The sequence below is a fragment of the Escherichia sp. HH091_1A genome (genome assembly GCF_030295175.1).
GTDB lineage: Bacteria > Pseudomonadota > Gammaproteobacteria > Enterobacterales > Enterobacteriaceae > Escherichia > Escherichia coli_F.
This window is the reverse complement of the sequence record NZ_AP025747.1, coordinates 4035801-4048887: the sequence shown is the minus strand read 5'-3', so window position 1 is coordinate 4048887 and position 13087 is coordinate 4035801. Positions and strand designations below refer to the sequence as shown.

12 protein-coding genes and 1 pseudogene are annotated in these 13087 nt (G+C 51.4%); 8 read left to right on the top strand and 5 right to left on the bottom strand.

Annotation, left to right across the window (positions count from 1 at the left end; all coding sequences use genetic code 11):
* Positions 1 to 13 precede the first annotated feature (13 nt).
* Entirely contained in the window at positions 14 to 976 is a 963-nt protein-coding gene (locus QUF14_RS20290) for a sugar kinase (protein WP_000048610.1), read from the top strand.
* Positions 973 to 2019, top strand: a complete 1047-nt coding sequence (locus QUF14_RS20285) for an aldose 1-epimerase family protein (protein WP_000787059.1) — start codon at positions 973 to 975, stop codon at positions 2017 to 2019. Before QUF14_RS20290 ends, QUF14_RS20285 begins: the two co-directional genes overlap by 4 nt.
* A gap of 91 nt (positions 2020 to 2110) precedes the next feature.
* Here QUF14_RS20285 and accC read toward each other — a convergent pair whose 3' ends face one another.
* From accC to acuI, 5 genes and pseudogenes are all read right to left on the bottom strand, one after another.
* A complete protein-coding gene (accC, locus tag QUF14_RS20280; RefSeq protein WP_000884620.1) occupies positions 2111 to 3460 on the bottom strand; it encodes an acetyl-CoA carboxylase biotin carboxylase subunit in 1350 nt (449 codons plus the stop codon).
* Positions 3461 to 3470: 10 nt separating this feature from the next.
* Positions 3471 to 3941: an acetyl-CoA carboxylase biotin carboxyl carrier protein gene (gene accB / locus QUF14_RS20275; RefSeq protein WP_000354622.1), complete on the bottom strand. Its 471-nt coding sequence runs from the start codon at positions 3939 to 3941 to the stop codon at positions 3471 to 3473.
* A gap of 402 nt (positions 3942 to 4343) precedes the next feature.
* Positions 4344 to 4712: pseudogene (locus tag QUF14_RS28945) on the bottom strand (cytochrome b family protein); the annotation flags it as partial.
* A gap of 4 nt (positions 4713 to 4716) precedes the next feature.
* Positions 4717 to 4914, bottom strand: a complete 198-nt coding sequence (locus tag QUF14_RS20270) for a hypothetical protein (RefSeq protein ID WP_000838310.1) — start codon at positions 4912 to 4914, stop codon at positions 4717 to 4719.
* Positions 4915 to 4950: 36 nt separating this feature from the next.
* A complete protein-coding gene (acuI, locus tag QUF14_RS20265; protein WP_001148459.1) occupies positions 4951 to 5925 on the bottom strand; it encodes an acrylyl-CoA reductase (NADPH) in 975 nt (324 codons plus the stop codon).
* A 151-nt stretch (positions 5926 to 6076) separates the two neighbouring features.
* On the opposite strand from acuI, the gene csrD reads away from it, so the two are divergent.
* The 6 genes from csrD to rng all read left to right on the top strand — a co-directional run bounded on the left by csrD (position 6077) and on the right by rng (position 13083).
* Complete coding sequence (csrD, locus tag QUF14_RS20260) at positions 6077 to 8017, top strand: RNase E specificity factor CsrD (protein ID WP_100733911.1); 1941 nt, start codon at positions 6077 to 6079, stop codon at positions 8015 to 8017.
* 304 nt (positions 8018 to 8321) lie between these two features.
* Complete coding sequence (gene mreB / locus QUF14_RS20255; RefSeq protein ID WP_000913396.1) at positions 8322 to 9365, top strand: rod shape-determining protein MreB; 1044 nt, start codon at positions 8322 to 8324, stop codon at positions 9363 to 9365.
* A gap of 65 nt (positions 9366 to 9430) precedes the next feature.
* Positions 9431 to 10534 (top strand): rod shape-determining protein MreC, encoded by a 1104-nt coding sequence (gene mreC / locus QUF14_RS20250; protein ID WP_000802511.1) that lies wholly within the window; start codon positions 9431 to 9433, stop codon positions 10532 to 10534.
* Positions 10534 to 11022 (top strand): rod shape-determining protein MreD, encoded by a 489-nt coding sequence (gene mreD / locus QUF14_RS20245; protein ID WP_000179409.1) that lies wholly within the window; start codon positions 10534 to 10536, stop codon positions 11020 to 11022. The genes mreC and mreD overlap by 1 nt, the downstream gene beginning before the upstream one ends.
* An 8-nt stretch (positions 11023 to 11030) precedes the next feature.
* Positions 11031 to 11624, top strand: a complete 594-nt coding sequence (gene yhdE / locus QUF14_RS20240; RefSeq protein ID WP_000203101.1) for a nucleoside triphosphate pyrophosphatase YhdE — start codon at positions 11031 to 11033, stop codon at positions 11622 to 11624.
* Complete coding sequence (rng, locus tag QUF14_RS20235; RefSeq protein ID WP_000123197.1) at positions 11614 to 13083, top strand: ribonuclease G; 1470 nt, start codon at positions 11614 to 11616, stop codon at positions 13081 to 13083. The genes yhdE and rng overlap by 11 nt, the downstream gene beginning before the upstream one ends.
* The last annotated feature ends 4 nt before the right edge of the window (positions 13084 to 13087 follow it).

Here is a 13087-nt window from a genome sequence, read left to right as displayed (position 1 = left end):
AGGAATTAATCATATGAGTAAGGTCTTCACAATTGGAGAAATTCTGGTTGAAATTATGGCGAGTAAAATCGGCCAGCCATTTGATCAACCCGGAATTTGGAACGGTCCTTATCCCAGTGGCGCGCCTGCTATTTTTATCGATCAAGTGACACGTCTTGGCGTTCCGTGCGGCATCATTAGCTGTGTGGGGAATGATGGCTTTGGTGATATTAATATACATCGTTTGGCTGCTGATGGTGTGGATATCAGGGGGATTTCAGTCTTACCTCTGGAAGCCACCGGTAGCGCCTTTGTTACTTATCATAACTCTGGCGATCGTGATTTTATTTTTAATATCAAGAATGCCGCTTGCGGTAAATTATCGGCGCAGCATGTTGATGAAAATATACTGAAAGACTGTACCCATTTTCATATTATGGGCTCATCCCTGTTTTCATTTCATATGGTAGACGCAGTAAAAAAAGCAGTAACCATCGTTAAAGCAAATGGTGGCGTTATTTCTTTCGACCCGAATATTCGTAAAGAGATGCTCGATATTCCAGAAATGCGCGATGCCCTCCACTTTGTTCTTGAGTTAACAGATATCTATATGCCCAGCGAGGGAGAAGTGTTGCTCTTGTCGCCACACTCGACACCGGAGCGTGCAATCGCTGGTTTTCTTGAAGAAGGTGTTAAAGAGGTGATTGTGAAGCGCGGCAATCAAGGTGCCAGTTACTACTCCGCGAATGAGCAGTTTCATGTTGAGAGCTATCCGGTGGAAGAAGTTGACCCGACCGGTGCGGGAGACTGCTTTGGTGGCGCGTGGATTGCCTGCCGCCAGCTAGGGTTTGACGCCCATCGGGCATTACAATATGCCAACGCCTGCGGTGCACTGGCGGTAACCCGACGTGGCCCAATGGAGGGAACGTCTCGCCTTGCGGAAATCGAAGCGTTCATCCAGCGCCATGACATGTCCATTCGGGAAGCAGCACAATGAAAAACGAAATTTGGTCGTGGATTGGCGATCTCTCGCAGGTTGCCGGAATTAAACACTATGAGTTACGTAGTGGCAGATCAAAGGGGACAGAAGCGTTTGATGTCCGTACTGGTGCGGGATTGGCATTTACGGTGGTAAAAGATCGCGCGCTGGATATTGCATGGGCCAGCTACAAGGACACTGCGCTCTCTTTTATCACCCCCAACGGCATTGTCGCCCCCGCTTTTTTTGAGTCTCAGGGCAACGGGTTTTTACGTAGCTTCTACGCGGGGTTACTGACTACCTGCGGACTTAGCTACATTGGCACGCCCTGTGAGGATAACGGAGAAACGCTGGGATTACACGGACGTTTGGCTGCGACACCAGCGGAAGAGGTGGGATATCGCACAGAACGGACCGACGACGGCATTGAATTTGTCATCAATGGCAAAGTACGGGAAACGCGATTGTTCGGTGAAAATCTGACGTTGGAAAGGACCATTCGCTGCCGTTATGGCGAAAATGTGCTGCGCATTGAAGACAAGGTGACTAATCATGGTTTCACCCGCCAGCCGCTGCAAATTCTTTATCACTTTAATTACGGCTGGCCTTTATTATCGCCACAGGCAGAAATCTTGCTGTCGGCTAAAAGCGTAACGCCACGAACCCCGCATGCGGCGGAAGGGTTAACCAGTCATCTGGAGATTTGTACCCCACAGCCCGGTTTTGACGAGCAGGTTTACTATCTCACGTTGAATAGCGACAGTCAGGGGATGAGTAAAGTTGCGCTGGTGAACGCCGAACTGGGGTGGGGAATTTACGAGAAATTCGACACCATGCAGCTACCCAACTTTATCCAGTGGAAAAATTTAGGCGCGGGTGAATATGTTATGGGGCTGGAGGTCAGCAATAGTTTTCCTGACGGTCGTGATAAAGAACGAGCGCAGGGGCGTCTGCCCTTTATAGGGCCAGGGGAAACAAAGACATACTGCTTTGAGCTGGGAATTGTTGATGGCGATGCTGAAATTAGCGCGTTGAAAGCGGAAATTGCAGGCTACCGTTAGTTAACGGTAATAAAAACGCCGGGCAGCCTTAACAGGCCCGGCGTTGATTACGTTCTTTGCTAAGCGCGATGAAAACACCGCGCGTCACAAATTATTTTTCCTGAAGACCGAGTTTTTTCTCCAGATAGTGGATGTTAGTGCCACCATGCTGGAAGTTCTCGTCATTCATGATGCGAATCTGCAGATCAACGTTGGTTTTGATACCATCGATGATCAGCTCCTGCAGCGCATTCTTCATGCGGGCAATCGCCACGTCACGGTTTTCACCGTAGCAAATCAGCTTACCGATCATTGAGTCATAGTACGGCGGTACGGTGTAGCCCGCGTAGATATGAGACTCCCAACGCACGCCAAAACCGCCAGGTGCATGGAAACGGGTGATTTTGCCCGGACTTGGCAGGAAGGTGTTCGGATCTTCGGCGTTAATACGGCATTCCACCGCATGGCCGCGAACGTGAACTTCTTCTTGCTTGATCGACAGTGGCTGACCAGCAGCAATACGCAGTTGTTCTTTGATCAGGTCAACACCGGTGATCATTTCAGTAACCGGGTGTTCTACCTGAATACGGGTGTTCATTTCGATGAAATAGAACTCGCCGTTTTCGAACAGAAACTCGAAAGTACCTGCACCGCGATAGCCGATATCAACACACGCTTTAGCACAACGTTCACCGATGTAGCGACGCAGTTCCGGGGTAATGCCCGGTGCTGGCGCTTCTTCGACCACTTTCTGGTGACGACGCTGCATAGAGCAGTCACGTTCCGCCAGATAGATAGCGTTGCCCTGACCGTCCGCCAGTACTTGGATCTCGACGTGGCGAGGATTTTCCAGGTATTTCTCCATGTAAACCATGTCGTTATTGAAAGCGGCTTTCGCTTCCGCACGGGTCATGGAGATGGATTGCGCCAGTTCAGCGTCGCCGCGTACTACACGCATACCACGACCACCGCCGCCGCCGGAGGCTTTGATAATCACCGGGTAACCAATGCGTTTTGCAATGGCGCGGTTTTTATCCATATCGTCGCCCAGCGGGCCGTCAGAACCCGGTACGCAAGGAACGCCCGCTTTTTTCATCGCGGCGATTGCGGATACTTTGTCACCCATCAGGCGAATGGTGTCTGCTTTCGGGCCGATGAAGATAAAGCCGGAGCGTTCAACCTGCTCGGCAAAATTGGCGTTCTCGGAGAGGAAGCCGTAACCCGGATGGATTGCTACTGCGCCGGTGATTTCAGCGGCGCTGATGATTGCCGGGATGTTCAGATAACTTTTTACTGACGGAGCAGGACCGATACAGACCGTTTCGTCTGCCAGTAATACGTGTTTTAGATCGCGATCCGCACTGGAGTGCACAGCGACAGTCTTGATGCCCAGTTCTTTACAGGCACGAAGAATACGCAATGCAATCTCGCCGCGGTTGGCAATAACAATTTTATCCAGCATGTTCGCCTCGTTACTCGATGACGACCAGCGGCTCGTCAAATTCTACCGGTTGTCCACTTTCGACCAGAATTGCTTTCACGGTACCGGATTTGTCCGCTTCGATCTGGTTCATCATTTTCATGGCTTCAACGATGCACAGGGTATCGCCCACGTTGACTTTCTGACCCACTTCGATGAACGCTTTTGCGTCCGGGCTTGGGGTGCGGTAGAAAGTACCAACCATCGGGGAACGTACGATGTGACCACTGATTTCCGCTGCTGCTGGCGCTTCCATGGAAGGAACGGTCGCCGGAGCGGCTGCGTTAGATTGAGCTGGCTGCTGCATCATTGGTGCAGCGTAAGCTTGTTGCATCACAGGGAAACTTGCGGCAGGAGCTGCACGGCTGATGCGTACTGACTCTTCGCCTTCGGAGATTTCCAGTTCGGAGATGCCTGATTCTTCAACCAGCTCGATCAGTTTTTTAATCTTACGAATATCCATGAGTGGGTTCCGTACTCTTTGTTTAGTGTGATTGTGACAGGCGTTTCACCGCCGTCTGTAAAGCGTATGCCCCGACAGCTGTATGCATAGCGATAAATTCCAGCAGGCCGGGACGCCGGTCTATTTTGCCCCAGAGTGTCAATGTTTAGACTTGACGGACATTGTGCAGCGATCTGCTGCTATCCTCCGGCAAAAAACAAAATATACCTTCGTTGCGCCAATGTCACCTTTTCCGCAGCGCAAAAACTGCGTCAGGGAGGACGAGGTCGCACATTATAACGATTTCGTAGCAATTGGCAGCTAAATACTGGTCTTATCAGGGAAGATAATCAACAGCTAACATGTAAATAACCTTCAACACCGTGTAATTTGCAACAAGCCGCACAATTCACGAAATTAGCGCTATCGTCGACGGAACTTCTTATAACGTAAGGCTAAAAGCTGTAAAGCCAGCTCTGCGAAGATGAGGGGCTGCAATGAGATGATCCTCACAGACCACAAATAATGTAGGGATGTCAGGATCGCGGCAAGATAGACGACATTACGCAGCGGTTGCTGGTGATTACTCAATTTTCACGGCATCGTCCGGATAGACGTAAATGCTAAAGCACGCAAAATCAACAAACTGACAATGCTCAGCATCAAATAGTTTTGAGTGGTTAATTTATAATCAAATAAAATCAGATTATTCACCCCTGGGATCAGAGTTAAGGTACAGATTAAGCGTAGCGTCACCCAGGCAAAGCGCCTTAAACCTAACAGACGACGGGACGTATCAATAATGACTATTTAGTGGAGTATCAAGGGGGTTTTCCACCGTTTGGTGACCCGTATCAATGCGCATCAATTTATGGTCAGTCGAAATCATGACTTTCCAGTTTGGATTATGTTGTACAACTTTCTGACCAAGATGTTCGACGAAAGCTGTCCGGCTAACCGCTTTTCCCGTTAACCGATTGAATAATGATTTCAAAATGAGTTCCCTCTCTTATTAATCCTTGCTAAATGGTTAGTTAATCTTCACCAGCGTGCGACCCTGGATCTGGTTATTAATGATGGCTTCGGCAAATTTTGGTGCTTCTGCCAGAGATATCTCTTTTGCTGCCTGGGTATAGAATGATTCCGGTAAATCGGCGACCAGTCGCTGCCAGGCTTGTGCGCGGCGTGCTGGTGGCGTCATCACTGAATCCACCCCTTGTAAACGGACATTACGCAGAATAAATGGCATGACCGTGGTTGGCAGAGTAAAACCACCCGCCAGACCACAGGCCGCCACGCAGCCGCCGTAATTCATTTGCGCCAGCACTTTCGCCAGCACTTTGTCGCCAACGGTGTCAATTGCCCCAGCCCAGAGTTGTTTTTCCAGAGGACGGGATTCGGCAAACTCATCGCGAGGGAGAATACGGCTGGCACCTAAACTTTTCAGATATTCATGGGTACTTTCGCGACCGGAAACGGCAACGACCTGATAACCCAACTTATGCAGCAGCGCCACGGCGGTACTGCCGACGCCACCACTGGCACCCGTTACGACAATCTCGCCGTCCTGCGGGCGAACACCGGCATCTTCCAGCGCCATCACACACAGCATGGCGGTAAAACCGGCAGTACCGATAATCATTGCTTTACGCGCGTCCAGCCCTTGCGGCATGGCAACCAGCCAGTCACCTTTCACTCGCGCCTGCTCCGCCAGCCCACCCCAGTGGTTTTCACCAACGCCCCAGCCAGTGAGTAATACGTCCTGACCGGCATGAAAACGCGGATCTTCGCTGGTGCGTACAGTTCCGGCAAAATCGATCCCAGGAATCATCGGAAAATTACGGATGATTTTTCCCTTACCGGTAATTGCCAGCGCATCTTTGTAGTTCAGGCTCGACCAGTGAACATCAACCGTGACATCGCCCTCCGGCAGGCGACTTTCGTCCAGAGTCTGTACCGATGCGAGAGTTTTGCCGTCCTGCTGTTCTAAAAGTAACGCCTGCATAAGTGGTCCTCATGTGCATGATGGATTGGAAAATAATTTCTGAAGACTATACTCGCTAATGGAAAAGCAAAGCCGATGAAGCGCAATAAATTGCGAGATAAATCTGATTTGCTAGTATGCCCGTTTCCTCACTATCGGAGTTAACACAAGGATGAGATTAACGACGAAATTTTCGGCCTTTGTTACGCTGCTCACCGGGTTAACAATTTTTGTGACTTTGTTGGGCTGTTCGCTAAGTTTCTACAACGCCATTCAGTATAAGTTTAGTCATCGCGTTCAGGCGGTGGCGACGGCGATTGATACCCACCTTGTGTCGAATGACTTCAGCGCATTAAGGCCACAAATTACCGAATTAATGATGTCAGCAGATATCGTTCGTGTAGACCTGCTGCATGGTGATAAACAGGTTTATACCCTCGCCAGAAATGGTAGTTATCGTCCGGTTGGCACCAGCGATCTGTTTCGCGAACTGAGCGTTCCGTTGATAAAGCATCCGGGGATGTCGCTGCGTCTGGTTTATCAGGATCCGATGGGCAACTATTTCCATTCGTTGATGACCACCGCGCCGCTCACGGGGGCGATTGGCTTTATCATTCTTATGCTCTTCCTGGCGGTACGCTGGTTACAACGGCAACTTGCCGGGCAAGAATTGCTGGAAACCCGGGCTACTCGTATCTTAAACGGTGAGCGTGGCTCTAATGTGTTGGGAACCATCTATGAATGGCCGCCCAGAACCAGCAGTGCGCTGGATACGCTGCTTCGTGAAATTCAGAACGCACGCGAACAACACAGCCGTCTTGATACGCTGATCCGCTCTTATGCCGCCCAGGACATGAAAACCGGCCTCAATAACCGACTCTTCTTCGATAATCAGTTAGCAACGTTACTGGAAGATCAGGAGAAAGTAGGTACCCACGGGATCGTGATGATGATTCGTCTACCGGATTTCAATATGTTGAGCGATACCTGGGGGCACAGCCAGGTTGAAGAACAGTTCTTCACTCTGACGAATCTGCTGTCGACATTTATGATGCGCTACCCTGGCGCACTGCTGGCGCGTTACCACCGCAGTGATTTTGCTGCGCTGTTGCCGCACCGGACGTTAAAAGAGGCAGAGAGCATCGCCAGTCAGTTAATCAAAGCCGTCGATACCTTGCCGAACAATAAAATGCTCGATCGCGACGATATGATCCACATTGGTATCTGTGCCTGGCGTAGTGGTCAGGATACCGAGCAGGTAATGGAACATGCAGAGTCTGCCACGCGTAATGCGGGATTGCAGGGCGGCAATAGCTGGGCTATTTACGATGACTCGTTGCCTGAAAAAGGACGCGGTAATGTTCGCTGGCGTACGCTTATCGAGCAAATGCTGAGTCGCGGCGGCCCGCGCCTTTATCAAAAACCGGCGGTTACTCGCGAAGGTCAGGTTCATCATCGAGAACTCATGTGCCGCATCTTCGATGGTAATGAAGAGGTTAGCTCGGCGGAGTATATGCCGATGGTCTTACAATTTGGCTTATCGGAAGAGTATGACCGCCTGCAAATCAGCCGTCTTATTCCACTATTGCGTTACTGGCCGGAGGAAAATCTGGCGATTCAGGTTACCGTTGAGTCGCTGATTCGCCCGCGTTTTCAGCGTTGGCTGCGCGATACGTTAATGCAATGTGAAAGATCGCAACGAAAACGCATAATTATTGAACTTGCAGAGGCCGATGTAGGTCAACATATCAGTCGTTTACAACCTGTTATTCGTTTAGTGAATGCTTTAGGGGTGCGGGTAGCCGTCAACCAGGCTGGTTTGACGCTGGTAAGCACCAGTTGGATCAAAGAACTTAATGTTGAGTTACTCAAGCTCCATCCGGGGCTGGTCAGAAACATTGAGAAGCGAACGGAGAATCAGCTGCTGGTTCAAAGCCTGGTGGAAGCCTGCTCCGGGACCAGCACCCAGGTTTACGCCACCGGCGTGCGTTCGCGAAGCGAGTGGCAGACCCTGATTCAGCGCGGTGTTACAGGTGGGCAAGGGGATTTTTTCGCGCCCTCACAGCCACTTGATACTAACGTGAAAAAATATTCACAAAGATACTCGGTTTAACCTGCCGTTTAATCCGTTTTCACGTAGAATAACGCGCGCTGCGTCTCATGGGAGTGTGCTTGTCTGCTCGCCAGATTGTTGCAGCACATATGCAGATGAATGACCTTACGCGGTTGCAAACAGGCGAGGAATGCTGCTGATGCATTAAGCCTTTCTGGACTCAGGCAGAGATTTGTAACAAAGGAAACGAACTGCACTAATTTTCACCGTAGCAGATGATTTTTGCGCCTTGTCGCTGCTGCGTGTGGTTGGTAAAGTAAGCGGATTTTCTTTTCCGCCCCAGCTTTCAGGATTATCCCTTAGTATGTTGAAAAAATTTCGTGGCATGTTTTCCAATGACTTGTCCATTGACCTGGGTACTGCGAATACCCTCATTTATGTAAAAGGACAAGGCATCGTATTGAATGAGCCTTCCGTGGTGGCCATTCGTCAGGATCGTGCCGGTTCACCGAAAAGCGTAGCTGCAGTAGGTCATGACGCGAAGCAGATGCTGGGCCGTACGCCGGGCAATATTGCTGCTATTCGCCCAATGAAAGACGGCGTTATCGCCGACTTCTTCGTGACTGAAAAAATGCTCCAGCACTTCATCAAACAAGTGCACAGCAACAGCTTTATGCGTCCAAGCCCGCGCGTTCTGGTTTGTGTGCCGGTTGGCGCAACCCAGGTTGAACGCCGCGCAATTCGTGAATCCGCGCAGGGCGCTGGTGCCCGTGAAGTCTTCCTGATTGAAGAACCGATGGCTGCCGCAATTGGTGCTGGCCTCCCGGTTTCTGAAGCGACCGGTTCTATGGTGGTTGATATCGGTGGTGGTACCACTGAAGTTGCTGTTATCTCCTTGAACGGCGTGGTTTACTCCTCTTCCGTGCGCATTGGTGGTGACCGTTTTGATGAAGCTATCATCAACTATGTGCGTCGTAATTACGGTTCTCTGATCGGTGAAGCCACCGCAGAACGTATCAAGCATGAAATCGGTTCGGCTTACCCGGGCGATGAAGTCCGTGAAATCGAAGTTCGTGGCCGTAACCTGGCAGAAGGTGTTCCACGCGGTTTTACCCTGAACTCCAACGAAATCCTCGAAGCACTGCAGGAACCGCTGACCGGTATTGTGAGCGCGGTAATGGTTGCACTGGAACAGTGCCCGCCAGAACTGGCTTCCGACATCTCCGAGCGTGGCATGGTGCTCACCGGTGGTGGCGCACTGCTGCGTAACCTTGACCGTTTGTTAATGGAAGAAACCGGCATTCCAGTCGTTGTTGCTGAAGATCCGCTGACCTGTGTGGCGCGCGGTGGTGGCAAGGCGCTGGAAATGATCGACATGCACGGCGGCGACCTGTTCAGCGAAGAGTAATCGGATACAGGCAGGAGAAGCGTCTGCTTACCCTGCCTGGTCTGATACGAGAATACGCATAACTTATGAAGCCAATTTTTAGCCGTGGCCCGTCGCTACAGATTCGCCTTATTCTGGCGGTGCTGGTGGCGCTCGGCATTATTATTGCCGACAGCCGCCTGGGGACGTTCAGTCAAATCCGTACTTATATGGATACCGCCGTCAGTCCTTTCTACTTTGTTTCCAATGCTCCTCGTGAATTGCTGGATGGCGTATCGCAGACGCTGGCCTCGCGTGACCAACTAGAACTTGAAAACCGGGCGTTACGTCAGGAACTGTTACTGAAAAACAGCGAACTGCTGATGCTTGGACAATACAAACAGGAGAACGCGCGTCTGCGCGAGCTGCTGGGTTCCCCGCTGCGTCAGGATGAGCAGAAAATGGTGACTCAGGTTATCTCTACGGTTAACGATCCTTATAGCGATCAAGTTGTTATCGATAAAGGTAGCGTTAATGGCGTTTATGAAGGCCAGCCGGTCATCAGCGACAAAGGTGTTGTTGGTCAGGTGGTGGCCGTCGCTAAACTGACCAGTCGCGTATTGCTGATTTGTGATGCGACCCACGCGCTGCCAATCCAGGTACTGCGCAACGATATCCGTGTAATTGCAGCCGGTAACGGTTGTACGGATGATTTGCAGCTTGAGCATCTGCCAGCGAATACGGATATTCGTGTTGGTGATGTGCTGGTGACTTCCGGTCTGGGCGGTCGTTTCCCGGAAGGCTATCCGGTGGCGGTTGTCTCTTCCGTAAAACTCGATACCCAGCGCGCTTATACTGTGATTCAGGCGCGTCCGACTGCGGGACTGCAACGTTTGCGTTATCTGCTGCTGCTGTGGGGCGCGGATCGTAACGGCGCTAACCCGATGACGCCGGAAGAGGTGCATCGTGTTGCTAATGAACGTCTGATGCAGATGATGCCGCAGGTATTGCCTTCGCCAGACGCGATGGGGCCAAAGTTACCCGAACCGGCAACGGGGATCGCTCAGCCGACTCCGCAGCAACCGGCGACAGGAAATGCAGCTACTGCGCCTGCTGCGCCGACACAGCCTGCTGCTAATCGCTCTCCACAAAGGGCTACGCCGCCGCAAAGTGGTGCTCAACCGCCTGCGCGTGCGCCGGGAGGGCAATAGTGGCGAGCTATCGTAGCCAGGGACGCTGGGTAATCTGGCTCTCTTTCCTCATTGCGCTGTTGCTGCAAATCATGCCCTGGCCGGATAACCTGATTGTTTTCCGGCCAAACTGGGTGTTACTCATCTTGTTGTATTGGATCCTGGCCTTGCCTCATCGCGTAAATGTGGGCACAGGTTTTGTGATGGGTGCCATACTGGATCTGATCAGCGGCTCGACGCTTGGCGTACGCGTATTGGCGATGAGCATCATTGCTTACCTGGTGGCGCTGAAATACCAGCTTTTCCGCAACCTCGCATTATGGCAGCAGGCGCTGGTCGTCATGTTGCTTTCGCTGGTGGTGGATATTATTGTTTTCTGGGCAGAGTTTTTAGTGATTAACGTCTCTTTCAGACCGGAAGTGTTCTGGAGTAGTGTAGTCAATGGAGTGCTCTGGCCGTGGATTTTCTTGCTGATGCGTAAAGTCCGTCAGCAGTTTGCAGTGCAATAAAGGTTTCTATGACTTCTCTGTATTTAGCTTCCGGTTCTCCGCGTCGTCAGGAGTTACTTGCGCAACTTGGCGTGACCTTTGAACGTATTGTTACGGGCATTGAGGAGCAGCGTCAGCCGCAGGAGAGCGCGCAGCAATATGTTGTGCGTCTGGCGCGCGAGAAAGCACAGGCGGGTGTCACGCACACGGCGCAGGATCTCCCGGTGCTGGGGGCGGATACTATCGTTATCCTGAATGGAGAAGTGCTGGAGAAACCGCGCGACGCAGATCATGCGGCGCAGATGTTGCGCAAACTATCGGGTCAGACCCATCAGGTGATGACGGCAGTGGCGTTGGCCGACAGTCAGCACATTCTCGATTGCCTGGTGGTCACCGATGTGACGTTCAGAACGTTAACAGACGAAGACATCGCGGGCTATGTCGCCAGCGGAGAACCGTTAGATAAAGCAGGTGCATACGGTATTCAGGGGTTGGGTGGCTGTTTTGTCAGGAAGATAAATGGCAGCTACCACGCCGTAGTCGGCTTACCGCTGGTTGAAACGTATGAATTATTAAGTAATTTTAACGCACTGCGTGAGAAAAGGGATAAACATGACGGCTGAATTGTTGGTAAACGTAACGCCTTCGGAAACGCGAGTGGCGTATATTGATGGCGGTATTCTGCAGGAAATTCATATTGAACGTGAGGCGCGACGCGGAATAGTAGGCAATATCTACAAGGGTCGTGTAAGTCGTGTACTTCCGGGTATGCAGGCGGCTTTTGTAGATATTGGGCTGGATAAAGCCGCGTTTCTTCATGCATCCGACATCATGCCGCATACTGAGTGTGTGGCGGGTGAAGAGCAAAAGCAATTCACGGTGCGCGACATCTCGGAACTGGTCCGTCAGGGGCAAGATCTGATGGTGCAGGTGGTGAAAGATCCGCTTGGTACTAAAGGTGCGCGCCTGACCACCGATATCACTCTGCCATCTCGCTATCTGGTTTTTATGCCAGGTGCTTCTCATGTTGGGGTTTCCCAACGTATCGAAAGCGAATCCGAACGTGAACGCCTGAAAAAAGTGGTCGCAGAGTATTGCGACGAGCAGGGCGGGTTTATCATCCGTACAGCAGCGGAAGGGGTTGGCGAGGCTGAACTGGCTTCCGATGCCGCTTATCTGAAACGTGTCTGGACCAAAGTTATGGAGCGTAAAAAGCGCCCGCAGACCCGTTATCAGCTGTACGGCGAACTGGCGTTGGCGCAGCGTGTTCTGCGTGATTTCGCTGACGCCGAGCTGGACCGCATTCGCGTTGACTCGCGCCTGACTTACGAAGCATTGCTGGAGTTTACTTCGGAGTACATTCCCGAGATGACCAGCAAGCTGGAGCATTACACCGGACGCCAGCCGATTTTCGATCTCTTTGATGTCGAAAACGAAATCCAGCGAGCGCTGGAACGCAAAGTAGAACTGAAATCCGGTGGTTATCTGATTATCGACCAGACCGAAGCGATGACCACCGTGGACATCAATACCGGAGCGTTTGTCGGTCATCGCAATCTGGACGACACCATTTTCAATACCAATATTGAAGCGACGCAGGCTATCGCTCGCCAGTTACGGTTGCGCAATCTGGGCGGGATTATCATTATTGATTTCATCGACATGAATAATGAAGATCACCGTCGCCGCGTGTTGCATTCGCTGGAGCAGGCGTTGAGCAAAGACCGGGTGAAAACCAGCGTTAATGGTTTTTCGGCGCTGGGGCTGGTGGAGATGACGCGTAAACGCACCCGCGAAAGCATTGAGCACGTACTATGTAACGAATGCCCAACCTGCCACGGTCGCGGAACGGTGAAAACCGTGGAAACGGTATGCTATGAAATCATGCGCGAGATTGTTCGTGTACACCATGCTTACGATTCCGACCGTTTCCTGGTCTATGCTTCTCCGGCAGTAGCCGAAGCCTTGAAAGGCGAAGAGTCACACTCGCTGGCGGAAGTGGAAATTTTCGTTGGCAAACAGGTTAAAGTACAAATTGAACCGCTCTATAACCAGGAGCAGTTTGACGTCGTAATGATGTAAACAG